Annotated in this window: 23 protein-coding genes, 4 tRNA genes and 1 pseudogene; 10 read left to right on the top strand and 18 right to left on the bottom strand. The window is 63.1% G+C overall.

What is annotated here, in order from left to right; genetic code table 11:
* Window positions 1-58: 58 nt before the first annotated feature.
* The 5 genes from lon to ACK56M_RS09590 all read right to left on the bottom strand — a co-directional run bounded on the left by lon (window position 59) and on the right by ACK56M_RS09590 (window position 6,604).
* Window positions 59-2,455, bottom strand: a complete 2,397-nt coding sequence (gene lon, locus ACK56M_RS09610) for an endopeptidase La (RefSeq protein ID WP_015269697.1) — start codon at window positions 2,453-2,455, stop codon at window positions 59-61.
* Window positions 2,456-2,618: 163 nt separating this feature from the next.
* Complete coding sequence (gene clpX / locus ACK56M_RS09605) at window positions 2,619-3,902, bottom strand: ATP-dependent Clp protease ATP-binding subunit ClpX (protein WP_013971882.1); 1,284 nt, start codon at window positions 3,900-3,902, stop codon at window positions 2,619-2,621.
* 108 nt (window positions 3,903-4,010) lie between these two features.
* Window positions 4,011-4,652, bottom strand: a complete 642-nt coding sequence (gene clpP / locus ACK56M_RS09600) for an ATP-dependent Clp endopeptidase proteolytic subunit ClpP (RefSeq protein ID WP_003259400.1) — start codon at window positions 4,650-4,652, stop codon at window positions 4,011-4,013.
* 91 nt (window positions 4,653-4,743) lie between these two features.
* Window positions 4,744-6,057, bottom strand: coding sequence for a trigger factor (gene tig / locus ACK56M_RS09595; protein ID WP_015269696.1), 1,314 nt, complete (start codon window positions 6,055-6,057; stop codon window positions 4,744-4,746).
* Between the two features lie 247 nt (window positions 6,058-6,304).
* Window positions 6,305-6,604: a DUF6388 family protein gene (locus tag ACK56M_RS09590; protein ID WP_015269695.1), complete on the bottom strand. Its 300-nt coding sequence runs from the start codon at window positions 6,602-6,604 to the stop codon at window positions 6,305-6,307.
* 206 nt (window positions 6,605-6,810) lie between these two features.
* On the opposite strand from ACK56M_RS09590, the gene ACK56M_RS09585 reads away from it, so the two are divergent.
* Together ACK56M_RS09585 and ACK56M_RS09580 are read left to right on the top strand one after the other, a co-directional pair.
* Entirely contained in the window at window positions 6,811-7,167 is a 357-nt protein-coding gene (locus tag ACK56M_RS09585; protein WP_015269694.1) for a type II toxin-antitoxin system RelE/ParE family toxin, read from the top strand.
* Entirely contained in the window at window positions 7,164-7,466 is a 303-nt protein-coding gene (locus ACK56M_RS09580; RefSeq protein WP_015269693.1) for an XRE family transcriptional regulator, read from the top strand. The genes ACK56M_RS09585 and ACK56M_RS09580 overlap by 4 nt, the downstream gene beginning before the upstream one ends.
* 73 nt (window positions 7,467-7,539) lie before the next feature.
* On the opposite strand, the gene ACK56M_RS09575 is transcribed toward ACK56M_RS09580, so the two are convergent.
* The 4 genes from ACK56M_RS09575 to ACK56M_RS09560 form a co-directional block, all read right to left on the bottom strand.
* Window positions 7,540-7,615: transfer RNA gene (locus ACK56M_RS09575), tRNA-His, on the bottom strand.
* A gap of 44 nt (window positions 7,616-7,659) precedes the next feature.
* A tRNA-Leu gene (locus tag ACK56M_RS09570) sits at window positions 7,660-7,744 on the bottom strand.
* 52 nt (window positions 7,745-7,796) lie between these two features.
* A tRNA-His gene (locus tag ACK56M_RS09565) sits at window positions 7,797-7,872 on the bottom strand.
* A gap of 42 nt (window positions 7,873-7,914) precedes the next feature.
* Window positions 7,915-7,991 (bottom strand) — tRNA-Arg (locus tag ACK56M_RS09560).
* A gap of 272 nt (window positions 7,992-8,263) precedes the next feature.
* On the opposite strand from ACK56M_RS09560, the gene folD reads away from it, so the two are divergent.
* The gene (gene folD / locus ACK56M_RS09555) at window positions 8,264-9,118 is read left to right on the top strand and encodes a bifunctional methylenetetrahydrofolate dehydrogenase/methenyltetrahydrofolate cyclohydrolase FolD (RefSeq protein ID WP_015269692.1); all 855 of its coding nucleotides are present in this window, start codon (window positions 8,264-8,266) and stop codon (window positions 9,116-9,118) included.
* A 166-nt stretch (window positions 9,119-9,284) separates the two neighbouring features.
* On the opposite strand, the gene ACK56M_RS09550 is transcribed toward folD, so the two are convergent.
* The 6 genes from ACK56M_RS09550 to ACK56M_RS09525 are packed head-to-tail and all read right to left on the bottom strand — an operon-like array spanning window position 9,285 to window position 15,219.
* The gene (locus ACK56M_RS09550; RefSeq protein WP_232881009.1) at window positions 9,285-11,024 is read right to left on the bottom strand and encodes an ABC transporter substrate-binding protein; all 1,740 of its coding nucleotides are present in this window, start codon (window positions 11,022-11,024) and stop codon (window positions 9,285-9,287) included.
* A 39-nt stretch (window positions 11,025-11,063) separates the two neighbouring features.
* Window positions 11,064-11,336: a DUF2160 domain-containing protein gene (locus ACK56M_RS09545; RefSeq protein ID WP_013971877.1), complete on the bottom strand. Its 273-nt coding sequence runs from the start codon at window positions 11,334-11,336 to the stop codon at window positions 11,064-11,066.
* A gap of 12 nt (window positions 11,337-11,348) precedes the next feature.
* On the bottom strand, window positions 11,349-12,149 hold the full coding sequence (locus ACK56M_RS09540) for a carbohydrate ABC transporter permease (RefSeq protein ID WP_013971876.1): 801 nt from the start codon (window positions 12,147-12,149) through the stop codon (window positions 11,349-11,351).
* A 3-nt stretch (window positions 12,150-12,152) separates the two neighbouring features.
* Complete coding sequence (locus ACK56M_RS09535) at window positions 12,153-13,016, bottom strand: carbohydrate ABC transporter permease (RefSeq protein ID WP_015269691.1); 864 nt, start codon at window positions 13,014-13,016, stop codon at window positions 12,153-12,155.
* Window positions 13,013-14,125 (bottom strand): ABC transporter ATP-binding protein, encoded by a 1,113-nt coding sequence (locus ACK56M_RS09530; protein WP_015269690.1) that lies wholly within the window; start codon window positions 14,123-14,125, stop codon window positions 13,013-13,015. The genes ACK56M_RS09535 and ACK56M_RS09530 overlap by 4 nt, the downstream gene beginning before the upstream one ends.
* The gene (locus tag ACK56M_RS09525) at window positions 14,125-15,219 is read right to left on the bottom strand and encodes an ABC transporter ATP-binding protein (protein ID WP_015269689.1); all 1,095 of its coding nucleotides are present in this window, start codon (window positions 15,217-15,219) and stop codon (window positions 14,125-14,127) included. Before ACK56M_RS09525 ends, ACK56M_RS09530 begins: the two co-directional genes overlap by 1 nt.
* A gap of 224 nt (window positions 15,220-15,443) precedes the next feature.
* On the opposite strand from ACK56M_RS09525, the gene ACK56M_RS09520 reads away from it, so the two are divergent.
* The 3 genes from ACK56M_RS09520 to ACK56M_RS09510 all read left to right on the top strand — a co-directional run bounded on the left by ACK56M_RS09520 (window position 15,444) and on the right by ACK56M_RS09510 (window position 19,078).
* Window positions 15,444-17,192 (top strand): sigma-54-dependent Fis family transcriptional regulator, encoded by a 1,749-nt coding sequence (locus ACK56M_RS09520; RefSeq protein WP_015269688.1) that lies wholly within the window; start codon window positions 15,444-15,446, stop codon window positions 17,190-17,192.
* A 179-nt stretch (window positions 17,193-17,371) separates the two neighbouring features.
* Window positions 17,372-18,436, top strand: a complete 1,065-nt coding sequence (locus tag ACK56M_RS09515) for an ornithine cyclodeaminase (protein ID WP_015269687.1) — start codon at window positions 17,372-17,374, stop codon at window positions 18,434-18,436.
* A gap of 162 nt (window positions 18,437-18,598) precedes the next feature.
* Entirely contained in the window at window positions 18,599-19,078 is a 480-nt protein-coding gene (locus ACK56M_RS09510; RefSeq protein WP_015269686.1) for an Lrp/AsnC family transcriptional regulator, read from the top strand.
* Window positions 19,079-19,081: 3 nt separating this feature from the next.
* Here the strand turns inward: ACK56M_RS09510 and ACK56M_RS09505 are convergent, their stop codons facing one another.
* The 3 genes and pseudogenes from ACK56M_RS09505 to ACK56M_RS09495 all read right to left on the bottom strand — a co-directional run.
* Complete coding sequence (locus ACK56M_RS09505; protein ID WP_085721235.1) at window positions 19,082-20,767, bottom strand: putative bifunctional diguanylate cyclase/phosphodiesterase; 1,686 nt, start codon at window positions 20,765-20,767, stop codon at window positions 19,082-19,084.
* Window positions 20,768-20,780: 13 nt separating this feature from the next.
* Window positions 20,781-21,905 (bottom strand): methyl-accepting chemotaxis protein, encoded by a 1,125-nt coding sequence (locus tag ACK56M_RS09500; RefSeq protein WP_371034806.1) that lies wholly within the window; start codon window positions 21,903-21,905, stop codon window positions 20,781-20,783.
* 159 nt (window positions 21,906-22,064) lie between these two features.
* Window positions 22,065-22,346 (bottom strand): annotated as a pseudogene (locus ACK56M_RS09495) (PAS domain-containing protein); the annotation flags it as partial.
* Between the two features lie 505 nt (window positions 22,347-22,851).
* On the opposite strand from ACK56M_RS09495, the gene ACK56M_RS09490 reads away from it, so the two are divergent.
* From ACK56M_RS09490 to ACK56M_RS09475, 4 genes are all read left to right on the top strand, one after another.
* Window positions 22,852-24,162: a C4-dicarboxylate transporter DctA gene (locus ACK56M_RS09490; RefSeq protein ID WP_054572835.1), complete on the top strand. Its 1,311-nt coding sequence runs from the start codon at window positions 22,852-22,854 to the stop codon at window positions 24,160-24,162.
* Between the two features lie 44 nt (window positions 24,163-24,206).
* Window positions 24,207-24,911, top strand: a complete 705-nt coding sequence (locus ACK56M_RS09485) for a FadR/GntR family transcriptional regulator (protein WP_015269682.1) — start codon at window positions 24,207-24,209, stop codon at window positions 24,909-24,911.
* A 16-nt stretch (window positions 24,912-24,927) separates the two neighbouring features.
* On the top strand, window positions 24,928-25,596 hold the full coding sequence (locus ACK56M_RS09480; RefSeq protein ID WP_015269681.1) for a GntR family transcriptional regulator: 669 nt from the start codon (window positions 24,928-24,930) through the stop codon (window positions 25,594-25,596).
* A 243-nt stretch (window positions 25,597-25,839) separates the two neighbouring features.
* Window positions 25,840-26,901 (top strand): hypothetical protein, encoded by a 1,062-nt coding sequence (locus ACK56M_RS09475; RefSeq protein ID WP_085721233.1) that lies wholly within the window; start codon window positions 25,840-25,842, stop codon window positions 26,899-26,901.
* Window positions 26,902-26,987 lie beyond the last annotated feature (86 nt).

Raw genomic sequence — 26,987 nt, 5'->3', positions numbered from 1 at the left:
CCGCTTTATAGCAAGGCCCCGAAAAAACTGTCAAGGAAAGCCCCCCAGCCAAAAACTACTAGTGCGTGCTAATTCTTTCCTTAGCATCGCCGTCGCGCTTTTCATCTTTCGCGACAATCTCCGGAGCCACATCTGGCAAGGGCTCCGGGGCGTATTGCAGCGCAATTTGCAGGACTTCGTCAATCCATTTGACTGGTTTGATCTGCAGATCCTGTTTGATATTTTCCGGAATCTCCTTCAGATCGCGAACATTCTCCTCGGGAATGATCACCGTCTTGATCCCGCCACGGTGTGCCGCCAGCAGTTTTTCCTTCAACCCGCCAATGGCCAGCACCTGGCCACGCAGGGTGATTTCGCCGGTCATGGCCACATCGGCACGTACCGGAATCTGCGTCAGCGCCGACACCAGCGCGGTGCACATGCCGATACCGGCACTTGGGCCATCCTTCGGCGTGGCGCCTTCAGGCATGTGGATATGCACGTCGTGCTTCTCGTGGAAGTCGGCGGCGATACCCAGGCTGCGGGCACGGCTGCGCACCACAGTCTGCGCGGCGGTGATCGACTCGACCATGACGTCGCCCAGCGAGCCGGTCTTGATCAGCTGGCCCTTGCCGGGGATGACCACGGCTTCGATGGTCAGCAGTTCGCCGCCCACCTGGGTCCAGGCCAGGCCGGTAACCTGGCCGATCTGGTCCTGCTGCTCGGCCAGGCCGTAGCGGAACTTGCGCACGCCGAGCAGGTGCTCCAACTGCTCGCTGGCTACCTTGACCTTGACCTGCTTCTGCCCGGTATGTTCCTTGACCACCTTGCGGCAGACTTTGGCGATTTGCCGCTCCAGGCCGCGCACACCGGCTTCGCGGGTGTAGAAGCGGATGATGTCGCGGATCGCCGAGACATCGACTTCCAGCTCGTCCTTCTTCAAGCCGTTGGCCTTGACCTGCTTGGGCACCAGGTACTTGACCGCGATGTTGATCTTCTCGTCCTCGGTGTAGCCCGGCAGGCGGATGACTTCCATCCGGTCGAGCAGCGCCGGCGGGATGTTCATCGAGTTCGAGGTGCACAGGAACATCACGTCCGAGAGGTCGTAGTCGACCTCCAGGTAGTGGTCGTTGAAGTTGTGGTTCTGCTCCGGGTCGAGCACCTCGAGCAGTGCCGAGGCCGGGTCGCCACGCATGTCGCTGCCCATCTTGTCGATTTCGTCCAGCAGGAACAGCGGGTTGCGCACCCCCACCTTGGTCATCTTCTGGATCAGGCGGCCAGGCATGGAACCGATGTAGGTACGGCGGTGACCACGGATCTCAGCCTCGTCACGCACACCACCCAGGGCCATGCGCACGAACTTGCGATTGGTGGCAGCGGCGATCGACTCGGCCAGCGAGGTCTTGCCGACGCCGGGTGGGCCAACCAGGCACAGTACCGGGCCGCGGATCTTCTTGACGCGCTTTTGCACGGCAAGATACTCGAGGATGCGTTCCTTGACCTCTTCCAGGCCGTAGTGGTCGGCATCGAGGATTTCCTCGGCCTTGGCCAGGTCCAGACGCACCTTGCTCTGGGCCTTCCACGGCACCTGCACCAGCCAGTCGAGATAGGAACGGACCACAGTGGCCTCGGCCGACATCGGCGACATCTGCTTGAGCTTGTTCAGCTCGGCCTGGGCCTTGGCCAGTGCGTCCTTGGGCAGGCCAGCGGCTTCGATGCGCTTTTTCAGCTCTTCGACTTCGTTGTGGCCTTCGTCGCCATCACCGAGCTCCTTCTGAATGGCCTTCATCTGCTCGTTCAGATAGTACTCGCGCTGGCTGCGCTCCATCTGCTTCTTGACCCGACCGCGAATGCGCTTTTCGACCTGCAGCAGGTCGATTTCGGCATCCAGCAGCGCCAGTACGTGCTCGACACGGGTCGGCAGGTCGACGATTTCGAGAATTTCCTGTTTCTGCTCGATCTTCAGGGCCATGTGTGCGGCCATGGTGTCGACCAGGCGCCCTGGCTCTTCGATGCTGTTCAGCGACGACAGCACTTCGGCTGGGACTTTCTTGCCCAGTTGCACGTATTGCTCGAACTGCGACAGCAGCGTGCGCACGAACACTTCCGACTCGCGCTCGGCGGCGTCGACTTCGTCGATCAGGGAAACTTCGGCACGGATGTGCCCTTCTACTTCGCTGAAACGCTCCACGGCGCCGCGTTGCTCGCCCTCGACCAGCACCTTGACGGTACCATCGGGCAGTTTCAGCAATTGCAGCACGGTGGCAACGGTACCGACGCGGTACAGGGCGTCTTCGCCCGGATCATCGTCGGCCGGGTTTTTCTGGGCCAGCAGAAGAATCTGCTTTTCGCCCGTCATCGCCGCCTCAAGGGCTTCGATGGACTTTTCGCGCCCCACGAACAGCGGGATGACCATGTGCGGGTAAACAACGACATCGCGCAATGGCAAAAGAGGCAAGTCGAGGGTGGTCTTCATGATTTCGCCTCTACAGCGGCCTTATGGCCGGAAACCGGTGGAAATGATGCTTGGACCTAATGTGGGGGCAGGCTTGGGAAATTACAAGCGCTAGCGCAGGAAAAGCAGAAAGGGGCCCGTAGGCCCCTTCTTGCTTGCAACCGTCAACCAGCCATTGCCTGGATCAGGCGTCCGGCGCGGCCTTGGCTTGCGGCTCGCTGTTTTCGTAGATCATCAGCGGCTGCGAAGTGCCATCGATGACGCTCTCGTCGATCACCACCTTGCTGACATCCTTCTTCGAAGGAATCTCGTACATGGTGTCGAGCAACACGCCTTCGAGGATCGAACGCAGGCCACGGGCGCCGGTCTTGCGCTCCAGGGCCTTGCGCGCCACGGCCTTGAGCGCATCGCTGCGGAACTCGAGGTCGACGTTTTCCATCTCGAACAGCTTGGCATACTGCTTGGTCAGGGCGTTCTTCGGCTCGGTGAGGATCTGCATCAGCGCGGCCTCGTCCAGCTCGTCGAGGGTTGCCAGCACCGGCAGGCGGCCGACGAATTCCGGGATCAGGCCAAACTTGACCAGATCGTCCGGCTCGACCTCACGCAGGGACTCGCCAACCTTCTTGCCCTCTTCCTTGCTGCGTACTTCGGCGCCAAAACCGATGCCACCCTTGGTGGAGCGGTTCTGGATGACCTTTTCCAGGCCCGAGAAGGCACCACCGCAGATGAACAGGATGTTGCGGGTATCGACCTGCAGGAATTCCTGTTGCGGGTGTTTGCGGCCGCCTTGCGGCGGAACCGAGGCCACGGTGCCTTCGATCAGCTTCAGCAGTGCCTGCTGCACGCCCTCGCCCGATACGTCACGGGTGATGGACGGGTTGTCCGACTTGCGCGAAATCTTGTCGATCTCGTCGATGTAGACGATGCCCATCTGGGCCTTTTCCACGTCGTAGTCGCACTTCTGCAACAGCTTCTGGATGATGTTCTCGACGTCCTCACCCACGTAACCGGCTTCGGTCAGGGTGGTGGCGTCAGCAATGGTGAACGGTACGTTCAACAGGCGTGCAAGGGTTTCGGCGAGCAGGGTCTTGCCCGAGCCGGTTGGCCCGATGAGCAGGATATTGCTCTTGCCGAGTTCGACTTCGTCACCCTTCTTGTCACGCTGGTTCAGGCGCTTGTAGTGGTTGTACACCGCTACGGCAAGCACCTTCTTCGCGCGTTCCTGACCAATGACGTACTGGTCCAGGATACCGCTGATTTCTTTCGGCGAAGGCAATTTGTGCGCGCTGCTCTCGGCCTGGGCTTCCTGCACCTCCTCACGGATGATGTCGTTGCACAGGTCGACGCACTCGTCGCAGATAAATACCGAGGGCCCGGCAATCAGTTTGCGCACTTCGTGCTGGCTTTTGCCGCAGAAGGAGCAATAAAGCAATTTGCCGCTGTCCTCGCCGTTACGGGTGTCAGTCATTCGATCGATCCAATCCGGTAGGCTTGCAACACAAGATGAAGGCAATTGCGGGCTTTTTCAAGTCCGCAGGTAGGCGCTTTCCGCGCCTACCTGCTCTGGCACCCCGGTTCAGGAGGCCAGTTGCCGCTTGTCGTAGACCGAGTCGATCAGGCCGTACTCGGCCGCGCGCGAGGCGCTCATGAAGTTGTCACGTTCAGTGTCGCGCTTGATGGTCTCGAGATCCTGGCCGGTGTGGTAGGCCAGCAGCTCGTTCAGGCGGGCCTTGATATTGAGGATTTCCTGGGCGTGGATCTCGATATCGGTGGCCTGACCCTGGAAGCCGCCCAGCGGCTGGTGGATCATCACGCGCGAGTTGGGCAGGCAGTGACGCTTGCCCTTGGCACCAGCAGCCAGCAGGAAGGCGCCCATGCTGCAGGCCTGGCCGATGCAGATGGTCGAGACGTCCGGCTTGATGAACTGCATGGTGTCGTAGATCGACATGCCGGCGGTGACGGAACCGCCCGGCGAGTTGATGTACAGATGGATATCCTTGTCCGGGTTTTCCGCTTCAAGGAACAGCAGTTGCGCAACGACGAGGTTGGCCATGTAGTCCTCTACCGGGCCAACCAGGAAGATCACACGCTCCTTCAACAGGCGCGAGTAGATGTCGTAAGCGCGTTCGCCACGGGCGGACTGCTCGATAACCATCGGGACCAGACCGCCTGCGGCCTGGATGTCAGAGCTCTGCTGAATATAAGAATTGCGGGACATGTCCTGCGCTCACTCCCAAATAGTCATGGCTTGAATACGCACAAGCCAGCTCGAAGGCTGGCTTGTGGGGGTTTCCTACGAGAGAAGCCTGTTACTCAGCGGCGGCTGGAGCCTGTGCTGGTTTAACGGCATCTTCGTACGAGACCGACTTGTCGGTCACAGTCGCTTTCTGCAGAACAGTATCTACAACTTGTTCTTCCAGCACAACCGAACGGACTTCGTTCAGTTGCTGGTCGTTCTTGTAGTACCAGGCGATGACCTGCTCAGGCTCTTGGTAAGCCGAAGCCATTTCTTCGATCATTTCGCGAACCTTGCCTTCGTCCGGCTTCAGTTCGAACTGCTTGACCACTTCGGCCACGATCAGACCCAGGACTACACGGCGCTTGGCTTGTTCTTCGAACAGTTCGGCCGGCAGCTGCTCAGGCTTGATGTTGCCACCGAACTGCTGAACAGCCTGCACGCGCAGACGGTTGACTTCGTTTTCCAGCAGGGCTTTCGGTACTTCGATCGGGTTGGCAGCCAGCAGACCGTCCATGACCTGATTCTTCACCTTGGCCTTGATGGCCTGGCGCAGTTCACGCTCCATGTTCTTGCGAACTTCGGTGCGGAAGCCTTCCAGGGTCGATTCCTTGATGCCGAACTGGGCGAAGAACTCTTCGTTCAGCTCTGGCAGCACAGGAGCGGCAACGCTGTTGACGGTGATGGTGAACTCGGCGGCTTTGCCAGCCAGGTCCAGGTTCTGGTAGTCCTCTGGGAAGGTCACGTTAACAACGCGCTCTTCGCCAGCCTTGGCGCCAACCAGGCCGTCTTCGAAGCCTGGGATCATGCGGCCGGAGCCCAGTACCAGCTGGGTGCCCTTGGCCGAACCACCGGCGAACACTTCACCGTCGACCTTGCCGACGAAGTCGATGTTGACCTGGTCGTCGTTCTGCGCGGCACGCTCGACGGCCTCGAAGCGGGTGTTCTGCTTGCGCAGCACTTCCAGCATGTTGTCCAGGTCGGCATCAGCCACTTCGGCGCTCAGGCGCTCGACGCTGATCGACTCGAGGCCGCCAACGGTGAACTCCGGGAACACTTCGAAGATGGCGACGAACTCCAGGTCCTTGCCCTTCTCGAAGGACTTCGGCTCTACCGCAGGGGCGCCAGCCGGGTTCAGCTTCTGCTCGACGATGGCTTCGTAGAAGGAAGCCTGGACGAGGTCACCGAACGCCTCTTGACGGGCATCGGCTTCGAAACGCTGACGAATCACGCTCATCGGCACTTTGCCTGGGCGGAAGCCGGCAACCTTGGCGCGCTTGGCAGTCTGTTGCAGACGCTTGTTGACTTCGTTCTCGACGCGCTCGGCCGGAACGGCGATGGTCATGCGGCGCTCGAGAGCGGAAGTGTTTTCAACAGAAACTTGCATGGATATTCCTCGTTGCACAGACGTTAGCCGGCGTTAGCCCGACTCCAGAATCAAGGGCAAGCATTCTAGTGAGTCGCGCAGCAGAAGTCACCCCACTCGGGACGACGAGAAACCACGCCGGTCGATTAACTTTCAAGGCCCGTACGACATAACGCCGAGCCTGCTTCAATGGGGCCGCACGACGCCACCAGGCGACCTGCAGCCGAAATACCTTGTCAAACAACTGCCACCAACGAATTCGCTTCCTTTATTCAGGTTCGATTTCGTTGAACTGGCAGTACTCCTCCCACTCCATCCCCAGCGCCTCGGCTACCTCGCGGTGCGTCTCCAGGCGCATGGCCTGCAGCTGCTCGGGGGTTTCGGCGATCAGTTGCAGGGCCAGCTCCCAAGGCTGGATACCCAGCTCCTCGGCCGCATCCTCGAACGCCCACTCGATCTGCTGGGCCTGCTCGCGCGCATCCAGCTCACGGATCTCTTCGAGCAGCTGCGGGTTGGCCTCGGCAAAGCGCTGTAGCGCCAGGGCCTGACGGCCTTCTTTTGCGATCATCGGGTTGTTCCTCTGCCGGCCAAATGGGCCAGTGTTTCAACCGGCTGAAATCTAACAGCTTTTATTGGGGTGTCACCAGAGGATTGCAAGGGCCGGGATCGATTGATTTGCAACCCGGCGAACACTCCTACAGCACTGCGGGAAACACGCTATGGCACAAGCGATTGCCCTGCGCTTGAATGGAGCACCTTTTTTGGTACACTTCCATGGGCAGGAACACGACAACACTAGATGTCCGCTTCTTTCGCACCGAAGCCGGCAATGAGCCTGTACGCGAATGGTTGACCTCACTCCCCCGCACCCACAAATACCTGATTGGAACCGAGATCAAGACAATACAAATCGGATGGCCGCTAGGCATGCCCATTGTCAGGAAGCTCGGGAAAGGCCTATGGGAGGCCAGGGTCAACCTTGAGAACACGATCGCCCGGGTACTTTTTACCGTGGATGGAAACACCATGATCCTGCTTCACGGCTTCATCAAGAAGAGCCAGAAAACACCAGCGCCGGACCTGGCCGCCGCCAGGCAGCGCCAAGCCGCCATAAAGAGGCACAAGCAATGACCATACATATCGGCTCCGACTTCGACGACTTCCTGGCAAGCGAGGACCTTGCAGAGGAGGTATCCGCAGCCGCCCTGAAGCGCGTGATCGCCTGGCAGATCGCCGAGGCCATGAAAGCGCAGAAGATCAGCAAGAAGGCATTGGCCGAGCGCATGCACACCAGTCGCACCGCGGTTGACCGGGCGCTCGACCAGAACGACTCAGGCATGACACTGGCAACCCTGGCCAGCGCAGCGCGCGCCCTCGGGCATCGCGTAGAGGTGCGCCTGATACCGGAAAACAGCCCTGCCCTCGCCTGAGCGCAGCGCCGCCAGATCAGGGCGCAAAACAAAAAGGCGCCCGATCTCACGATCAAGGCGCCTTCAAAGAATATGGGGTGGACGATGGGAATCGAACCCACGACAACTGGAATCACAATCCAGCGCTCTACCAACTGAGCTACGCCCACCATATTGCGGTCTTGCGATGTTGCAGTACAACCTTACAGAAGCATGGTGCGGACGAAGAGACTCGAACTCTTACAGCTTGCGCCGCTGGAACCTAAATCCAGTGTGTCTACCAATTTCACCACGTCCGCGTAACGCTTAAAACAAAGGCGCCAGATGCTATCGAGGCGCCTTTGAAGAATATGGGGTGGACGATGGGAATCGAACCCACGACAACTGGAATCACAATCCAGCGCTCTACCAACTGAGCTACGCCCACCATATTGCATTACAGCCTACTTGCTTGCCAAAGCTGCCTAAATGGCGCACCCGGCAGGACTCGAACCTGCGACCATCCGCTTAGAAGGCGGATGCTCTATCCAGCTGAGCTACGGGCGCTTAAGCTTGAAGCCTAACCGAACGAGACCTTTAACAGGTAACTGCTAAACCACTCATTCTGCCCGACTTCGCCAACCAGTGCTAGGCTGTGCCCGACAAGTGCGGCGAATCTTATAGGCGAGCCTGAAAGTCGTCAACACCTTTCTCAAAAAAATTTAAATTATTTAAGGGCTTAGGGGATTTGCCCGACCACCCGCCTTTGCCCTTGGCCCATGTCGTGCGAGAATGCGCCCTCTTTAATTGTTTCCTTCTCGATGGTTAATCACGCGTCTATGACTGCACACCTAATCGATGGCAAGGCGATCGCCGCCAGCCTGCGCCAGCAGATCGCTCAACGTGTCGTGGAGCGTCGCCAGCAAGGCCTGCGTACGCCGGGCCTGGCGGTGATCCTGGTCGGCACCGACCCCGCCTCCCAAGTCTATGTCTCGCACAAGCGCAAGGACTGCGAAGAGGTCGGCTTCATTTCGCAGGCGTTCGACCTGCCCAGCGAAACCACGCAGCAGGCCCTGACCGAGCTGATCGACCGCCTCAATGACGATCCGGCCGTCGACGGTATCCTGCTGCAGTTGCCGCTGCCGGCGCACCTGGACGCCTCGCTGCTGCTCGAGCGCATCCGCCCGGACAAGGACGTGGATGGCTTCCACCCGTACAACATCGGTCGTCTGGCCCAGCGCATCCCGCTGCTGCGCCCGTGCACACCGAAGGGCATCATGACCCTGCTGGAAAGCACCGGCCAGGACCTGTACGGCATGAACGCGGTCATCGTCGGCGCGTCCAACATCGTTGGTCGCCCGATGGCCATGGAGCTGCTGCTGGCCGGCTGCACCGTGACCGTCTGCCACCGCTTCACCAAGGACCTCCCCGGCCATGTCGGCCGCGCCGACCTGGTGGTAGTGGCCGCAGGCAAGCCTGGCCTGGTCAAGGGTGAATGGATCAAGGAAGGTGCCATCGTTATCGACGTGGGCATCAACCGCCAGGAAGACGGCAAGCTGGTCGGCGACGTGGTCTACGAGACCGCCCTGCCGCGCGCCGGCTGGATCACGCCGGTGCCGGGCGGCGTCGGGCCGATGACCCGCGCATGCCTGCTGGAGAACACGCTGTATGCGGCTGAAGAGCTGCACAGGTAAGACCGCGTGATATGAAAACGGCACCTCTGGCAGGTGCCGTTTTTTTTGCCCGTAAACTATGCACCGCGCCGGCTTCTTCGCGGGCTTGCCCGCTCCCACAAGTACTGCGCCGCTCTCAAGATGCGCGGGGTACCTGTGGGAAGAAGCCAGCGCGGTGCTCAGCCGATCACTTCCTGGCCGCCTCCCACGACTTCAGCAGTTCGTTGTAGCTGACTGTCTCGCCCTTGGGCTTTTCGTTGGCCAGTTTCGGTTTCGGCGCCCCAGGCTGGTCGAACCAGTACTGGGCGTCCCTCTCCGGGTTCAGCTTCGGTGCGCAGGTGGCCTGGGCGTTGGACCGCTGCAAGCGCTCCATCATCCGGTCCTGGTCGCGGGCCAGGCCGTCCAGCGCTTCCTGCGGGGTCTTCTCGCCACTGGCCACTTCGGCGATGTGGCTCCACCACAACTGCGCCAACCGCGGGTAGTCCGGCACGTTGGTGCCGGTCGGTGTCCACTGTACCCGCGCCGGGCTGCGGTAGAACTCCACCAGCCCGCCCAGCTTGGGCGCCAGCTCGGTCATGGCCTGGGAGTTGATGTCCGATTCGCGAATCGGCGTGAGGCCGACGATGGTCTTTTTCAGCGACACGGTCTTGGAGGTGACGAACTGGGCGTACAGCCACGCAGCCAGGCGTTGCTTCTCGGGGGTGGACTTGAAGAAGGTCCACGAACCGGTGTCCTGGTAGCCCAGCTTCATCCCCTCCTCCCAGTACGGCCCCTTCGGCGAAGGCGCCATGCGCCACTTCGGCGTGCCGTCGGCATTCACCACCGGCAGACCGGGCTTGGTCATGTCGGCGGTAAACGCGGTGTACCAGAAGATCTGCTGGGCGATGTTGCCCTGGGCCGGCACCGGGCCGGCTTCGGAGAAGGTCATGCCCTGGGCTTCCTTGGGCGCATAGGCACGCATCCAGTCCACGTATTTCTGCGTGGCATACACGGCAGCCGGGCCATTGGTGTCGCCGCCACGGGTCACGCTGGACCCCACCGGGTGGCAGTCCTCCACGCGAATGCCCCATTCGTCCACCGGCAGACCATTGGGCAAACCTTTGTCGCCGCCACCCGCCATGGAGAACCAGGCATCGGTGAAGCGCCAGCCCAGTGACGGGTCTTTCTTGCCGTAGTCCATGTGGCCATAGACGCGTTTACCGTCGATTTCCTTGACGTCTTCGGTAAAGAACCTGGCAATGTCCTCGTAGGCTGACCAGTTCACCGGCACACCAAGTTCGTAGCCGTATTTTTCCTTGAACCTGGCCTTCAGTTCGGGCCGCTCGAACCAGTCAGCACGGAACCAGTAGAGGTTGGCGAACTGCTGGTCCGGCAGCTGGTAGACCTTGCCATCCGGCGCGGTGGTGAAGGAAATGCCGATGAAGTCCTTCAGGTCCAGGGTCGGCGAGGTGTAGTCCTTGCCTTCGTTGGCCATCAGGTCGGTGATCGATTCCACCTTGCCGTAGCGAAAGTGCGTACCGATCAGGTCGGAGTCGTTGACCCAGCCGTCATAGATGTTCTTGTCCGACTGCATCTGTGTCTGCAGCTTTTCCACCACGTCGCCTTCCTGCAGCAGGTCGTGGGTCAGCTGTATACCGGTGATCTCGCTGAAGGCCTTGGCCAGCACCTTGGACTCGTATTCATGGGTGGTGATGGTTTCCGACACCACGTTGATCTTCATGCCACGGAACGGTTCGGCAGCCTTGATGAACCACTTCAACTCGGCCAACTGCTGTTCAGGGGTAAGGGTCGAAGGCTTGAACTCACTGCCGAGCCACTTCCTTGCCGCATCCTCGTACTGGTCGGCCCAGGCTGTGCCCTGCACGCTGGCCAGTACCAGCAACGCGGCCAGGGTCAAATGTCGCCTGTTGTACTTGTTGTCGAACATTGTGATCTCCCGTTTCAGTTATCCCACAGGGCCGCTCGCTCAGCCCCAGCGCAGCACCACCACCAGCCACGCCAGCGACAGCAGCGAGGCCACCCACAATGGCCACTCGCTGACGCCAACCACCAGCAAATGCAGGTAGGCGCTGGCCAGCAGGCCGATGAACAAACGGTCGCCACGGCTGGTGACCAGCGGCAGGAAGCCGCGTCGCTCCACGCAGGGGCGGCGCAGTTCGAGCAGGGTCATGCCCAGCAGCAGCACACCAACGGCGGCGAAGAACAGCGCCGTCGGCAAGGTCCAGGCCATCCACTCCATGCCTTGCCCTCCTCACACTCGGCCCAGGGCGAAGCCCTTGGCCACATGGTTGCGCACGAACCAGATCACCAGCATGCCCGGCAAGATGGTCAGTACCCCCGCCGCCGCCAGTACCCCCCAATCTATGCCCGAGGCAGACACGGTACGGGTCATCACCGCGGCGATCGGCTTGGCATTCACCGAGGTGAGGGTGCGCGCCAGCAGCAGCTCCACCCAGGAGAACATGAAACAGAAAAACGCCGTCACGCCGATGCCGGAGCCAATCAGCGGAATGAAGATCTTCACGAAGAAGCGTGGGAAGCTGTAGCCGTCGATATAGGCCGTTTCGTCGATCTCCTTCGGCACACCAGACATGAACCCCTCGAGGATCCACACTGCCAGCGGCACGTTGAACAGGCAGTGGGCCAGGGCCACGGCGATATGGGTATCGAACAGGCCGATCGACGAATACAGCTGGAAGAACGGCAGCAGGAACACCGCTGGTGGCGCCATGCGGTTGGTCAGCAGCCAGAAGAACAGGTGCCGGTCACCGAGGAAGCGGTAACGCGAGAAGGCATATGCCGCTGGCAGCGCCACTAGCAGCGAAATCAGCGTGTTCAGGCACACGTAGTACAGCGAATTGATGTAGCCGCTGTACCAGCTGGCATCGGTGAAGATCACCCGGTAGTTGTCGAGGGTGAACGCCTGTGGCCACAGGGTCAGGCCGCCGAGGATCTCGGTGTTGCTCTTGAACGACATGTTCAGCAGCCAGTAGATCGGCACCAGCAGGAAGAAGAAGTACAGCAGCAGGGCCAGCGATTTGCGCGTGCTCATGGCCTAGTCCTTGTCGGCATGGGTCATGGCTGTGTAGAACAGCCAAGAAACCAGCAGGATGATCAGGAAGTACACCAGCGAGAACGCCGCCGCCGGGCCCAGGTCGAACTGCCCCACGGCCATGCGCGTGAGGGTCTGGCTGAGGAAGGTGGTGGCGTTGCCGGGCCCGCCACCGGTCAGCACGAAGGGCTCGGTGTAGATCATGAAGCTGTCCATGAAGCGCAGCATCACCGCGATCAGCAGCACGTTCTTCAGCTTGGGCAACTGGATATGGCGGAACACCGCCCAGCCCGAGGCGCGGTCGATGCGCGCAGCCTGGTAGTACACGTCGGGGATGGCGCGCAGCCCCGAGTAACAGAGCAACGCCACCAGCGATGTCCAGTGCCACACGTCCATCACCAGCACGGTCAGCCAGGCGTCGAACGGGTCGCCGGCGTAGTTGTAGCTGACCCCGAGCTTGGCCAGGGTAGCGCCGAGCAGGCCGATGTCGGCCCGGCCGAAAATCTGCCAGATGGTGCCGACCACGTTCCACGGGATCAGCAACGGGATGGCCATGACGATCAGGCACACCGAGGCCAAGCGCCCCTTGGTCGGCATGGTCAGGGCAATGGCGATACCCAGCGGGATTTCGATCAGCAGCACGCAGGCGGAATAGATGAACTGACGCAGCAGCGCATCGTGCAGCGCCGGGTCGCGCAGCACCTGACGGTACCAGTCGGCGCCGACGAAGTAGCGGTTGGACTGGTCGAAGATGTCCTGCACCGAGTAGTTGACCACCGTCATCATCGGCACCACCGCACTGAATGCCACCAGCAGGAACACCGGCAGCACCAGCCACCAGGCCTTGTTGTTCGGCACCTTGTTCATGGCCCGGCCTCCAGCAGCACATCGTCGAGGTACAGCATCAGCCACTGCGCCGGCAGGCTGACCCAGGCCTGGGCCACCGGCACCGGGCGGTCCTCGCCCAGGCGTGCCTTGAGCGCGACACCTCCCAGCTCGAGGGTGACGATGCGGTAGGTGCCCAGGTCCTCGACGTCCAGCACCCGTGCCGGGTAGGCATCATCGAACGGGCTGTCCCACAGCTGCACGAATTCCGGGCGGATGCCCAGCTGCAGGCGACCACCACCACCTGTGGCCGCCAGGCGCTCTTGCAGATGTTCCCGCAAATGCCCGGGCAGCATCAGGTGAATATCGCCGAACGCCACCCCGTCCGCTTCGGCGCGCACCTCGATCAGGTTCATCCCCGGGCTGCCGATGAAGTAACCGACGAAGGTATGCCGCGGCCGCTCGAACAGTTCGCGCGGGGTACCGAACTGGACGATGCGCCCGCCGTGCATCACCGCGATCTTGTCGGCGAACGTCGAGGCCTCCAGCTGGTCATGGGTGACGTAGATCATCGTGATGTTGAACTGCTCGTGGATCTGCTTGAGCTTGCGCCGCAGCTTCCACTTCAGGTGCGGGTCGATCACCGTCAGCGGCTCGTCGAACAGGATCGCCGACACGTCATCGCGCACCAGGCCCCGTCCCATGGAGACCTTCTGCTTTTCGTCGGCACTGAGGTTGCGCGCCTTCTTGCGCAGCACGGCCGACAGGTCGAGCACCTCGGCAATCTCTTCCACCCGGGCCTGCACCCGGGCTTCGTCCAACCCTTGGTTGCGCAAGGGAAACGCCAGGTTGTCGAACACCGTCATGGTGTCGTAAACCACCGGGAACTGGAACACCTGGGCAATGTTGCGCGCCTGCGGTGACAGCTGGTTGACCGGCTTGCCGTCGAACAGCACCTCGCCGTGGGAAGGGGTCAGCAGCCCGGAGATGATGTTGAGCAAGGTCGACTTGCCGCAGCCCGACGGCCCGAGCAAGGCGTAGGCACCGCCCTGCTCCCACACATGCTCCAGCGCGTGCAGGGCATAGTCCGCCTCGCTGGCGGGCTGGCGGCTGTAGCTGTGCGCCAGTTGGCGCAGGCGGATCTCGGCCATCAACCTCTCCTTGCCTGGCGCAGCCCCGGGGCCTGCACCAGCGCCCCGGTACTGTCGAACACGAACAGCTTGTGGGTGGGGATGAACACGCGGATCGGCGTGTCCACCTGGTATTCGTGTACCCCTGGCAGGTGCAGGATCATGCGCCAGTGTTCGTTGCGTACATGCAGGAAGGTCTCTGAACCACTGATCTCGGCGAGTTCCACCAGCACCGACAATTCCAGGTCGTCGTCGTGCGCCGGCACCAGGCTGATGTGGCTGGGCCGCACGCCAAAGCGGTAGTCACCCTCGGCAAGCGGCTGCAAGTCGGCATTGCGAGCAAAGTGCACGGCCTGGGCCAGGCTCACGTCGTTGCCGCTGATACGGCCAGGTACCAGGTTGATCGGCGGCTCGGAAAACAGCTCGGCAGCCAGCACGCTGCCCGGGCGCTGGTAGACCTCGGCGGTAGGCCCGCTCTGGACGATACGGCCCTCATGCACCAGGGTGGTGGTGCCGCCCAGAGCCAGCGCCTCGTTGGGCTCGGTGGTGGCATACACGGCAATGCAGTGGCGCGCCGCGAACAGTTCGCGCAGCTCCTGGCGCAGGCCCTCGCGCAGCTTGTAGTCGAGGTTGACCAGTGGCTCGTCGAACAGGATCAGCGAGGCATCCTTGACCAGCGCCCGGGCCATTGCCGTGCGTTGCTGCTGGCCACCGGACAGCTCCAGCGGCAGGCGCTGCAGGTAGGCTTCGATGCGCAGCATCTCGGCGGTTTCCTGCACCCGTCGGCGAATCTGGGGCTCGTCCATGCGTGCCTGGCGCAGCGGTGACGCAATGTTCTCGTAAACGCTGAGGGTCGGGTAATTGATGAACTGCTGATACACCATCGACACATTGCGTTGGCGCACCGGCACGCCAGTCACGTCCTGGCCATCCATCAGCACCCGCCCCCGGTCCGGGCGATCGAGCCCGGCCATCAGGCGCATCAGGCTGGTCTTGCCGGCCAGGGTGCGGCCCAGCAGCACGTTGAACGAGCCGGGTTCGAAACGCAGTGAGGCATCGACGATCCAGGCCTGGTTGTCGACGCTGCGGCTGACCTGTTCCAGCACCAGGGACATGGCGTGGCCTTCTTGTGGTTTTTGTCTGCCGGACACAGCCAGTTTCGTGCCAGATGCGCCGCAACCGTCTGGCCCGGGGCCTGGCCGGCAATGCCGGTCAATCGCAGGTTCACAACTGAACACAAGCACTGAACAACTGAACACTTGCCGGTTTGACATTGAACAACCGTGCACGACACTGAACAGCGGTCGGCCCCATGACAACAATCACACAGGACAGGCCCATGGCCGCATCCGCTTCGCCCCATGCCCAACTGATCCAGGCCTCCTGGGCCCGCTGCCGCGACCACGGCCTGCACCCCCAACACGCCCCGGACTTCGACTGCCTGACCCGCGCCGAGCTGAGCGCCCTGCTGGAGCGGCGCCAGGCCCTGCTGCACCTGACCCGCGAAGCGGTGCTGCCGCAATATGCCCACCTGCTGGGCAATGCCAGCTACCTGGTGATGCTGGCCGATGCCAGCGGCTGCCTGCTCGACAGCTGGGGCTCGCGGCGGTTCATCGAGCCGCGCCAGCAGCATGGTTTCAGCGCCGGTGCCCACTGGCACGAGCGCGGTGTCGGCACCAATGCGCTGGGCACCGCGCTGGTCTGCGCCGAGGCGATCCACGTGGGCCAGGAAGAGCACTTCCTGCGCCAGAACCGCTATATGTCCAGCGCCGCCGCGCCGCTGTTCGACGCCGAACGGCAGCTGGTCGGGGTGCTCGATGTGGCCAGCGACGGCTACCTGCCCGCCAGCCAGACCCTGGGCCTGGTACGCATGATGGGCCAGAGCCTGGAGAACCGCCTGATCCTCGCCAAGCATGCCGACCAGCATGCGCAATTGATCTTCAACAGCGCCTCCGACAACCTCGACAGCCCCTGGGCCGGCCTGCTGGTGTTCGATGAGCAGGGGCAGGTGCTGGCCGCCAATCACCGGGCCGACACCCTGCTCGGGGGCAACCCGCTGCAGCAGAACATCGCGCAACTGTTCCAGTTGCCCCTGCAACAGCTGCTCAGCCATCCCCGGCAACAGCCCTTCGCCCTGCAAGCCACCGGGCGCAACCGCTTTCATTGCCAGTGGCAGCCGCCGCGCGAGGCTCCCGGCCGCCCCGCCGCCAGCAGCGCCGAGCCACGCCTGGAGAAAGCCCTGGCGCAGGCCGGCCTGCTGCTGGAAAAGGACATCCCGGTCCTGGTGCAGGGCGAAACCGGCGTAGGCAAGGAGGTATTCGTCGATACCCTGCACCGGGCCAGCAGCCGCGCCAGCCAGCCGCTCATAGCCGTCAACTGCGCGGCGATCCCCGCAGAGCTGGTGGAGTCGGAGCTGTTCGGCTACGACAAGGGCGCGTTCACCGGCGCCCACCAGAAGGGCAACCCGGGGCTGATCCGCAAGGCCCACCACGGCATCCTGTTCCTCGACGAAATCGGCGACATGCCGTTGCCCACCCAGGCCCGCCTGCTGCGCGTGCTGCAGACGCGCAGCATCCAGCCATTGGGCAGCGGCGAACCGGTGGCGGTGGATATCCGCGTGGTGTCGGCGAGCAACCGCGACCTGGCCGAAGAAGTGCGCGCCGGGCGCTTTCGCCAGGACCTGTATTACCGCATCGCCGGGCTGGCAGTGGTTTTGCCGCCGCTGCGCGAGCGCAATGACCGCCGGCAGCTGATCGAGCAGGTGCATGCGCGCTACCGTGATCCCGGGCAGCCTGCGCGGCTGCCTGCGGCCATTATCGAACTGCTCGATCAGCACCCCTGGCCGGGGAATATGCGTGAACTGGTGAGTGTGCTGCAGGTGGCGCTGGCCTTGGCGGGCAATGGGCCTGTCGGCCTGGAACACCTGCCTGCGGGTTTTCTCGCCGAGGCTCAGGTGCCTGTGCCGATTGCGACCGAAAAGGCGGACCTGCGCGAGCTGGTGGCACAAGCCAACGGCAACCTCTCGGCGGTGGCGCGTGGGCTCGGGATCAGCCGCACCACGCTGTACAAGCGGCTGCGTGAGCGATGATTGCCCCGGCCTGTACTGGCCTCATCGCCGGCCCAGCCACAGCCGATTCGGCTGCCAGCGCAGCGAAATCAGCCAAAGCCGCTGCCGCCACAGCCCATTACAGCCAGCTTTGCCTCCCCACCCGCCGCACAATGAAACCAGAGCCCACTCTGGAAGCGTCGACCGCAGGGAGACCCCTCATGACCCGCTATATCGATGTGCAAGACCTGGCCCGCCTGGTCAACCGCAAAGGCCTGCCCACGTGCCTGCTGGAAATGGCCGAGTACATCCGCCAGGACTACCTGCGCTGGCCCGCCTTCGAAAAATGCGCCCGGGTGGCCAACCATTCAGCGGACGGCGTGATCGAGCTGATGCCAATCTCGGACGCCAGCCGCTACGCCTTCAAGTACGTCAACGGGCATCCGAAGAACACTCGCCATGGCCTGCTCACGGTGATGGCCTTCGGCGCCCTGGCCAGCGTCGATACCGGTGCCCCGTTGCTGCTCAGCGAAATGACCCTGACCACCGCCATTCGCACCGCCGCCACCTCGGCCCTGGCCGCCCGCTACCTGGCGCGCGAGGACAGCCGCAGCATGGCATTGATCGGCAATGGCTCGCAGAGCGAGTTCCAGGCCATCGCCTTCAATGCCCTGCTGGGCATCGATGAAATCCGCCTGTATGACATCGACCCGGCTGCCTCGGCCAAGCTGGTCGCCAACCTGGCCAACCGCCCCGGCCTCAAGCTGAGCATCGCCAGCTCCGTGGCCGAAGCGGTGCGCGGGGCCGATATCGTCACCACGGTAACCGCCGACAAGGCCTGCGCCACCATCCTCACCCCGGAGATGATCGAGCCGGGCATGCACCTGAATGCCGTGGGTGGTGACTGCCCGGGCAAGACCGAGCTGCATCGGGCGATTGTCGAGCGGGCCCGGGTGATCGTCGAGTACGAACCGCAAAGCCGGGTGGAAGGCGAGATCCAGCAGATGCCTGCAGACTCGCCAGTGACCGAGTTCTGGCGTGTGGTCGCCGGGGAAGCCAAGGGGCGTGAGCACGGCGAACAGGTGACGCTGTTCGACTCGGTGGGGTTTGCCCTGGAGGATTACTCGGCATTGCGCTATGTGCTGGACACGGCGCAGGCACTGGGTATCGGCACGGACATCGGGCTGGTGCCGGTGCTGGAGGATCCGAAGGATTTGTATGGGTTGTTGCAGCCGCGGGTGGTGGAGTTGCGGGCGGTGCCCAAGGCTGGTTCTGTCTGCGCCTGATGGATCCTGGGGCTGCTGCGCAGCCCATCGCGACACAAGGCCGCTCCTACACAAGGACCGCGTATCCCTTGTAGGAGCGGCCTTGTGTCGCGATGGGCCGCGCAGCGGCCCCCTTTACCGCCTACCCTGTCCCATGCCCTCTTCTGAAAGAAGCCCAAGCGCATGGACACCAAGGACGCCAACGCCCACCCCCTCGACCGCATCGACGAAGCGATCATCGACATCCTGCGCCATGACGGCCGCATCACTTTCGAAAAACTCTCCAGCCTCGTCCACCTCACCCCGCGCCCCTGCCTGGAGCGTGTACGCAAGCTGGAGCGCCGTGGCGTGATCCGCGGCTACGGGGCGATCATCGACCTGCAGAAGGTCGCGCCCGGGGTGTCGCTGCTGGTGCTGGTCGCCCTGTCCAACCAAAGCGGGCGGGCCGCGCAGAAGGCCTTCGAAGCCACCCTGCGCAACTGCCCGGAAGTGCACGAGTGCCAGCTGATCAGCGGCCACTTCGACTACAGCCTGCGCCTGCGCTGCCGCGACATGGAACACTACCGGCTGCTCAGCGAAAGCTGGATGAACGACGACGCCCTGCACATCGACAAGCTGGTGGCGCACCCGGTGCTGGCCGAGGTCAAGCCAATGGCCCGCTGATGATCAAGGGTCACGCCATTGCACCGGCTGCCGGTAGGCCTGCGCCCAGGCTTGCACCGCACTGGCCGGCATCGGCCGGGCGATGCAGTAACCCTGTGCCAGTTCGCAGCCCAGGCCCATCAGCACGCGGCCGTGCTCGACGCTCTCCAGCCCTTCGGCAATCACCTCGCGGCCAAACGCCCGGGCCAGGCCAATCACCGCTTCGGTCAGCGCCAGGTCGTCCTGGTCATGCAGGATGTCGCGCACGAATGACTGATCGATCTTGATCGTCTGTGTCGGCAAGCGCTTCAGGTAGCTCAGCGACGAATAGCCAGTGCCAAAGTCGTCCAGGGAGAAGCGCACACCCAGTGCGCGGCAGGCATCGAGACAGCAGCTGACATGCTGCAGGTTATCGATGGCCACCGACTCGACGATTTCCAGGTCCAGCCGCGCCGGGTCCACCTCCGGGTGCGCCGCCAGCAACTGCTGCAGGCGCTCGACAAAGTCACCACGCTGCAAATGCCGCGCGGCGATGTTCACGCTCAGTGACCAGGGCTGCCCCTGACGTTGCCATGCCTGCAACTGGTTCAGCGCCTGGTCGAGCACCCATTCGCCGATTTCCACGATCAGGTCGGTCTGCTCCACCGCCGGCAGGAAATCACCAGGCGGCACCAGCCCGCGGCCTGGCCGCTGCCAGCGCAGCAAGCCCTCGAAGCCCAGCACCTGGCCGCTGCGCAGGTTGACCTTGGGCTGGTAATACAGGCACAGCTCGCCGTTGTGCAGGGCCCGGCGCACCCGCGCCACGGTCTGGTGGGTAGCCTTGAGTTCCTGTTCCTGTGTCACGTCGAACAGGTGATAGCGGTTGCGCCCACGCTGCTTGGCCACATACATGGCCTGGTCGGCATGGCGCACCAAGGTGTCGGCGTCTTCGTCGTCCTGCGGGTACAGGGTCACGCCGATACTGGCGCTGAGCGACAGGCGCTGCTCGCGTACCACATAAGGCGCCGCCAGTGCCCGCAGCACCCGGCGCAGCGCAGCATGCAACTGGCGGTCTTCGACGTTGCGCAGGATCAGCACGAATTCGTCCCCCGACAACCGGGCCACTGCGTCGCCATCGCGCAGGATGTGCTTCAGCCGCTGCGCCACCTCGACCAACAGCAGGTCGCCCATGGCATGCCCGTAGCCGTCGTTGACTGCCTTGAAGCCATCCAGGTCGAGCATGCACACAGCCAGCGGAATGTCTTCACGGCGCGAGTAGGCCAGGGCCTGGTTCAGCAGGTCGGACAGGTAAGCGCGGTTGGGCAGGCCGGTTAGCACGTCATGGCCCACACGCCATTGCAAGGTATGCAGCAGCTGGCGCTTCTCGGTGACGTCGAAACGGATCGACACGTACTTGCGCACCTCTCCGGTGAGCGGGTCGACCAGTGGCACCATGGTGCTGTCGACCCAGTACAGCGAGCCGTCCCTGGCGCGGTTGCAGATCTCGCCCTTCCATACCCGGCCGGCGGCCAGCGCCCGCCACATGCCAACGAAGAACTCCGGCTCGTGCAGGCCGGAGTTGAGGATGCGGTGGTTGGCGCCCAGCAGCTCCTCGCGGCTGTAGCCCGAGATGCTGCAGAACTGCTGGTTGACGTAAGTGATGGTTCCACGCAGGTCGGTTTCGGAAAAGATCGCAGCCGCGTCAACGGCTGCACGATAGTTGTCATCCATAAAGCATCCTGCCTTAACGGTTGAAGCGCTCCACAAGGGCACGCAGTCCGGCGCACACCTCTTCCAGTTCGGCGCCGCGAGAGGCTGCGGCGTTGGCGCTGTGTGCGCTGTGCTGGGCTATGCCGGCCACACCATTGATCTGCCTCGAGACGTCTTCGGCGACGGCTGACTGCTGCTGCGAAGCCGTAGCCATCTGCTGGCTCATGTCACTGATGCGCTGCACCGCATCACGAATGCCATGCAACGCCTGCCGCGCTTCCTGCACCTGGGCAACGCCCTGCTCGGCACCGTCGATGCCCTGGCTGGCAATCGCCACGGCCTCTTCTGCGCCACTGCGCAGAGCATCGATGATAGCCTGGATGTGCAGTGTCGACTGCCGGGTCTTGTCGGCCAGTGCCCGCACTTCATCGGCGACCACGGCAAAGCCACGGCCTTGCTCACCGGCACGGGCCGCCTCGATGGCGGCATTTAGCGCCAGCAGGTTGGTCTGCTCGGCGATGCCGCGGATCATCCCGGTGGCTTCGGCGATAGCACCGGTCTGACCAGCCAGGTGGCTGACCGCCTGGTTGATCTGGGCCACGGTACCGGCCAAGGTGCGGATTGCAGTTCCGCTGGCGTCGGCCACCAGGCTGCCCTGCTCGGCCAGCAGGTGCGCAGTGTGGGCTTCGGCAGCAGTCAGTTGCACATGGTTGGCAACCTCACCGATGGAAGCGGCCATCTGGTTCATGGCAGTGGCGCTCAGGTCGGTTTCCGCACGCTGCTCCAGCAATGCCGCCTCGGTGCTGCGCGACAACGCACCGGCATCATGTGCAGCCACGGCCATCTGGGCCGCCAGGTCACTTAACCGGGTCAGCGCGGTTTTCAGCCGCGCCTCCTCGCTGATCAGCATCAATTGCAGTTGTCCGCCAGCACCGGGCAGGTCGCTGTAGGTCAAGGCGGCGATCGGGTCGGCGAAGGTGCCGCCTGCGCCCTGCACTACGCGCTCCATCTGCCGCCCAACGGCATTGCGTGCCAACAGGCCATAGGCCAGGAACAGCCCCAGGGTCAGCCCCTGCGCGACCAGGCCGGGCCACAGTTTGTTGGCCCCCAAAGCCAGCCCCCCGCCCACGAGCGGTACGGCCAGGTCACGCGCCAGCATGGTCGCGCGCCGTGACCAGGGCAACACAGCCTGACCGTTGCGCATGCGTGCATACAGGGCCTCGGCACGGGCCACCTGCTCACGCGTCGGGCACACCCGTACCGATTCATAGCCCACCACCCGCCCGGCTTCGAGAATAGGCGTGACGTAGGCGTTGACCCAATAGTAATCGCCGTTGCGGCAGCGGTTCTTGACGATGCCCATCCAGCTCTTGCCGGCCTTCAGGTAACTCCACATCAACTGGTACACCGCCGGCGGCATGTCCGGGTGGCGTACCAGGTTGTGCGGGCTGCCGATCAGCTCCGCCTCGCTGTAACCGCTGATGGCGGCGAATTCGGGGTTGCAGTAGGTGATCAGGCTGCTGGTGTCGGTAGCAGAAATCAATCGCTGATCGGGGGGGAAACGTTGCTCGACCGGGGTAACCGGAAGGTTGAGACGCACTATGAGACTCCATTCATTCAAACGCCGGGAGCCTGCTTGCGAGGCGATTATCAGGATGAATCCCCTGCAATCGACCCTTTGGTGACTTCCCGGTCGGGCGCGGATTCTACGAGGTCAGCCAAGGAATGCAAATAAACCTTACGAATCATGGCGTTATCGAAAATATCGAAGTTGGCATGGCGATTGGCAAGCTGATTGCAAAGGTGCCCTAGGCACTGGCCAAAGCCTGATCTGATTCATGTGCGCACGCGGTTCGCCGCTGCGATTCACCTGTAAACGACCGCACTGCGGCTCCACCCAACCAGATGCACCGAATTAGAGCCAGATACGCTGGATTGCCCCACAACTGGTCAGACCGGTAAGGCCAAAAATCCTTGCAATGTCGGATTTTTCGCGCTTTCATGGCTTCGCGCTGAACAAACCGGTAAGACCACAATAATTAAGTCCTGCGCTCTTTCGCCCCGTGCGGCTACCGAAGCAAGGACACCGATCAGAGATCCCTCCCATGCTCAAATGGTGCTCGCGTTCGATCTTCCTTCAAGTCGTGCTCGGCCTTGCCCTCGGCATCGCCTGCGGTCTCAGCTTCCCCGACCTTTCCCTGCAACTCAAACCCCTTGGCGACGGCTTCATCAAGCTGATCAAGATGCTCATCGGCCTGATCGTGTTCTGCGTGGTGGTCAGCGGTATCTCGGGCGCCGGTGACCTGAAAAAGGTCGGGCGCATCGGCCTGAAGTCGGTGATCTACTTCGAGGTACTGACCACCCTGGCGCTGGTGATCGGCCTGGTGTTCGCCTTCACCAGCGGCATCGGCAGCGGCGCCAACATCCACCTGGACCAACTGTCCAGCGCCGACGCCAGCAGCCTGGCCGAGCGCGGCCAGCACATCCACGGTGCCACGGCGTTCTTCATGGACCTGATCCCCACCTCGGTGATCGGCGCCTTTGCCGACAACAACATCCTCCAGGTGCTGCTGTTCTCGGTACTGTTCGGTAGCGCGCTGAACCTGGTGGGTGACTCGGCAGCCGGCATCTCGCGGCTGATCAACGAACTGAGCCACGTGATCTTCCGCATCATGGGCATGATCGTGCGCCTGGCACCGATCGGCGTGTTCGGCGCCATCGCCTTCACCACCAGCAAGTACGGCCTGGAATCGCTGCAGCACCTGGGCGGGCTGGTGGCGCTGTTCTACCTGACCTGTGCCGGCTTTGTACTGATCGTGCTGGGCACGGTCATGCGCCTGTCGGGGCTGAAGCTGCTGCCGCTGATCAAGTACCTGCGTGAAGAACTGACCATCGTGCTGGGCACCGCCTCGTCCGACGCCGTACTGCCACAGATCATGCGCAAGCTCGAGCACCTGGGCATCGGCAGCTCCACCGTCGGCCTGGTGATCCCCACCGGTTATTCGTTCAACCTCGATGGCTTCTCCATCTACCTGACCCTGGCCATCGTGTTCATTGCCAACGCCACCGGCACGCCACTGGCAATGACCGACCTGCTGACCATCCTGCTGGTATCGCTGGTGACTTCCAAGGGCGCTCACGGCATCCCAGGCTCGGCGCTGGTGATCCTTGCCGCTACCCTGACCGCCGTGCCGGCGATCCCGGTGGTCGGCCTGGTACTGGTACTGGCGGTGGACTGGTTCATGGGCATCGGCCGGGCGCTGACCAACCTGATCGGCAACTGCGTGGCCACCGTGGCCATCGCCCGCTGGGAGAAGGACATCGACCTGGAACGCGCGCACAACGTGCTCGACGGCAAGCCCGGTTTCGCCCCCATGCCACGCAAGCAGCCCAACCCCCATCAACAGGAATTCTGAGGGAACGTGGCCGGCACTGACGCCGGCCCTTCCAGGAGCGAACCGTGATCAGCTCATCTACCGTCGTCAACTCAGTGGTGGAAAAACTGCGCCAGGCCCTGGCCCGAGGCCAATGGCGCACCGGCGACATGCTGCCAGGCCAGCGCGAACTGGCCGAACAACTGGGCATCAGCCGCCCCAGCCTGCGCGAAGCGGTGACCGTGCTGGAAACCCTGGGCCTGGTGCGTTCGCTGCCAGGCAAGGGTGTGCTGGTACTGGATGTCGATGCCGCCACCCAGGAACCGGGCCTGGACACCAGCGCCGCAGCCAGCCTGGCCGACGTGCTGGAGCTGCGCTACACCCTTGAGCCTTTCATCGTCGGCCTGGTGGCGCAGTCGGCCAACAGTCAGGACATCGGCCAACTGCGCCTGACCCTGATGGACATGCGTGAAGCGCTGGAGGCCGATGACAGCGAAGCCGGCGTCAGGGCCTACATCGCCTTTCATGAAGCGCTGTTCGCCCTGACCACCAACCCGATCTTCCAGAGCGTGGTGCAACAGACCGGCAATGCCCTCAAGCAAAGCGCTGACATGCTGCGCAATTCGCCAGAGCACCTGGCCGCGCGGCTGAAGGAAAACGAAGCGGTGGTGCGCGCCATACGTGAGCGCAGCAGCGCCCAGGCCAGTGCCCAGATGCGTCAGCACATCCTGGCCGAAGGGTTGCGCATGGGCATCCCGTTGAACATCCCGGACGAACACCCGCATCCATGACCCCAGGAGAGCGACCATGAACGCCGCCCCTCACTTGCCGGCCCTGCTCGCGGCCGGCGAAACCCGCCTGTCGGCCGAGCAGATCTACCCGCGGCTGTTCGATGCCATCCTCGAACAGCGCTTGCCACCTGGCAGCCTGTTGCCCGAACAGGCGCTGGGCCATGCCTTTGGTGTCAGCCGTACAGTGATCCGCCGTGTGCTCGGGCGCCTGTCCGACCAGCAGGTGGTGGTGCAACGCCCCAGCCACACTGCGCATCTGGCCGTGCCCGACCCGGAGCAGGCACGCCAGGTGCTCAGCGCCCGGCGTCTGGCCGAAACCACGCTGATCACCCTGGCCGCGCAACGCGCCCGGCCGGTACAGATTCGCCAGCTGCGGCAACTAGTGGCGCGCGAGCGCCAGCACCATGAAAACGGCGAGCGTTGTGCGGCGATCCGCCTGGGCGGCGAGTTTCACCTGAAACTGGCGCAGGTGGCTGCCAATGCGCCACTGGCGCGGTTTCTCAATGGCCTGGTGCCGATGACCTCGCTGATCATCGCCCGTTACGAGTCGCCTTGCTGCGACCACTGCGCGTGGGAGGAACATGCGGCGATCATCGATGCCGTGGAGCATGGCGATGCCGAGGCGGCGCTGGGGCTGATGCACAAGCACCTCGACCGCCTGGAAGAAAAGCTCGACCTGGAATGACCGATTCAAGCTGACGCCCCCCTTCTAGGAGCGGCCTTGTGTCGCGATGGGGCGCGAAGCGGCCCCAGGATTTCAGCTGTGCAGCAGAAATTGCCGGGGCCGCTTTGCGGCCCTTTCGCGGCACAAGGCCGCTCCTACATGGATCGCGTTGGCCGGACGATGGGCGATAGGCTGCACGGCAGCCCTTCACTACCCACCCTATACTCCGAGAACCACCCCAGCCTCTACCAGGGAGGCGGTTGCGTGAGCACTCGAGCCCTCCTGCTGCTGTGCCTGCTGCTGGCCTTGGCCGGCTGCGCAGGCAAGCCCCCACCTGTCCCGCCGCCACCGGTGGTGCTCACCCCCGCCACCTGGCAACGCATCGACCAGGAGCTGATCGAAGCCTCGGTCGGCGCCGGCAGCTCGGCCAACGACTATGCACGCCGTTCCATGCGGGTGTGGAAGGAACAGGTACAGCAGCGTACCGAAAGCGAATTCATCCCTTGGTTTACCGGCTACTGGACCCAGCAGTGGCTGACCCTCAAGGTGGCCTGGTACAAGATCGACAGCGGTGAAGGCCGGGAGCCGGCGGAAAAGCGCCTGGCGCTGTACCTGCAGGAGCAGTACCACAAGCGGGTGATCGAACCGGTGGCCGAGCAGATCAACCCCGAAGGCATTCGCGACCGCGCCAGCGAGCTGTACCTGCAACTGCTCGGCCAGCAGCTGCCGGCTATCATCAGCCGCTACAACGCTCCCCCCGAGCAGTTCAGCCAACGCCTCAACCGCATTCCCGCCATCGCCCTGGGGCCACCGGATGCGCGCAATGCCAGCCTTTACCAGCTTCTGCGGGCCAAGTCGCTGGCCCAGCAACCTGCCTGGCAAGCCATGCGCCAGCATCTGCACCAGCAGGCCAGCAAAGGCCCGGGCAAGACCGATGTCGGGCTGAACTCGGTGGCCAACCAGGCCAGCGAAAAGCTCGGCGCCACCCTGGCTCCGCGCGGCATCGCCAGTGCCGTGGCGTCGGCGGTGGGCAAAGTGGCGGGGGCGATGATTTCGATTGCGGCGGCCGGTTACGGGGTCATGACCCATGACCGCGAACACCCGCAGATGGTCGAGCAGTTGCGGGTGATCCTCAACGTGGCGCTGAACCAGGAATGGCAAGAGCTGATGGAGAACCGCCAGAGCGGGGCCATGTCGGGGGTGTACTACCTTTCGGGGCAGGTCGAGGACAGCTTGCTGGCCAGTGCACCGAGGACGGAGGAACAACCGGTTGAGCAGCAGGTGAAGCAGCAGCAGGAGCCTTTGATCATTCGCCTGCCGCCTTAGTGGTTGACTGTGTCGGCCTTTTCGCAGCTCCCGCCTGAAGGTTGTGCGGTCGCTGTAGGAGCAGCCTTGTGCTGCGAAGAGGCCGG

This window comes from Pseudomonas sp. s4, assembly GCF_046764235.1.
Lineage (GTDB): Bacteria > Pseudomonadota > Gammaproteobacteria > Pseudomonadales > Pseudomonadaceae > Aquipseudomonas > Aquipseudomonas asiatica.
Note: the sequence above shows the minus strand (reverse complement) of the source record. Positions and strands in the feature narration are given on the sequence as shown.

Coding starts and splice junctions, on each gene's coding strand:
- ACK56M_RS09525 (WP_015269689.1), bottom strand. CDS start 15,219: ATGTCCCTGGTGCTGGAACAGGTCAGCCGCAGCGTCGACAACCAGGCC.
- ACK56M_RS09585 (WP_015269694.1), top strand. CDS start 6,811: ATGGGCAGGAACACGACAACACTAGATGTCCGCTTCTTTCGCACCGAA.
- ACK56M_RS09520 (WP_015269688.1), top strand. CDS start 15,444: ATGGCCGCATCCGCTTCGCCCCATGCCCAACTGATCCAGGCCTCCTGG.
- ACK56M_RS09515 (WP_015269687.1), top strand. CDS start 17,372: ATGACCCGCTATATCGATGTGCAAGACCTGGCCCGCCTGGTCAACCGC.
- ACK56M_RS09580 (WP_015269693.1), top strand. CDS start 7,164: ATGACCATACATATCGGCTCCGACTTCGACGACTTCCTGGCAAGCGAG.
- ACK56M_RS09505 (WP_085721235.1), bottom strand. CDS start 20,767: ATGGATGACAACTATCGTGCAGCCGTTGACGCGGCTGCGATCTTTTCC.
- folD (WP_015269692.1), top strand. CDS start 8,264: ATGACTGCACACCTAATCGATGGCAAGGCGATCGCCGCCAGCCTGCGC.
- ACK56M_RS09530 (WP_015269690.1), bottom strand. CDS start 14,125: ATGGCCGAGATCCGCCTGCGCCAACTGGCGCACAGCTACAGCCGCCAG.
- ACK56M_RS09540 (WP_013971876.1), bottom strand. CDS start 12,149: ATGAGCACGCGCAAATCGCTGGCCCTGCTGCTGTACTTCTTCTTCCTG.
- clpP (WP_003259400.1), bottom strand. CDS start 4,652: ATGTCCCGCAATTCTTATATTCAGCAGAGCTCTGACATCCAGGCCGCA.
- ACK56M_RS09510 (WP_015269686.1), top strand. CDS start 18,599: ATGGACACCAAGGACGCCAACGCCCACCCCCTCGACCGCATCGACGAA.
- ACK56M_RS09490 (WP_054572835.1), top strand. CDS start 22,852: ATGCTCAAATGGTGCTCGCGTTCGATCTTCCTTCAAGTCGTGCTCGGC.
- ACK56M_RS09550 (WP_232881009.1), bottom strand. CDS start 11,024: ATGTTCGACAACAAGTACAACAGGCGACATTTGACCCTGGCCGCGTTG.
- ACK56M_RS09480 (WP_015269681.1), top strand. CDS start 24,928: ATGAACGCCGCCCCTCACTTGCCGGCCCTGCTCGCGGCCGGCGAAACC.
- ACK56M_RS09545 (WP_013971877.1), bottom strand. CDS start 11,336: ATGGAGTGGATGGCCTGGACCTTGCCGACGGCGCTGTTCTTCGCCGCC.
- lon (WP_015269697.1), bottom strand. CDS start 2,455: ATGAAGACCACCCTCGACTTGCCTCTTTTGCCATTGCGCGATGTCGTT.
- ACK56M_RS09500 (WP_371034806.1), bottom strand. CDS start 21,905: ATGCTGGCGCGTGACCTGGCCGTACCGCTCGTGGGCGGGGGGCTGGCT.
- ACK56M_RS09590 (WP_015269695.1), bottom strand. CDS start 6,604: ATGATCGCAAAAGAAGGCCGTCAGGCCCTGGCGCTACAGCGCTTTGCC.
- ACK56M_RS09535 (WP_015269691.1), bottom strand. CDS start 13,016: ATGAACAAGGTGCCGAACAACAAGGCCTGGTGGCTGGTGCTGCCGGTG.
- clpX (WP_013971882.1), bottom strand. CDS start 3,902: ATGACTGACACCCGTAACGGCGAGGACAGCGGCAAATTGCTTTATTGC.
- tig (WP_015269696.1), bottom strand. CDS start 6,057: ATGCAAGTTTCTGTTGAAAACACTTCCGCTCTCGAGCGCCGCATGACC.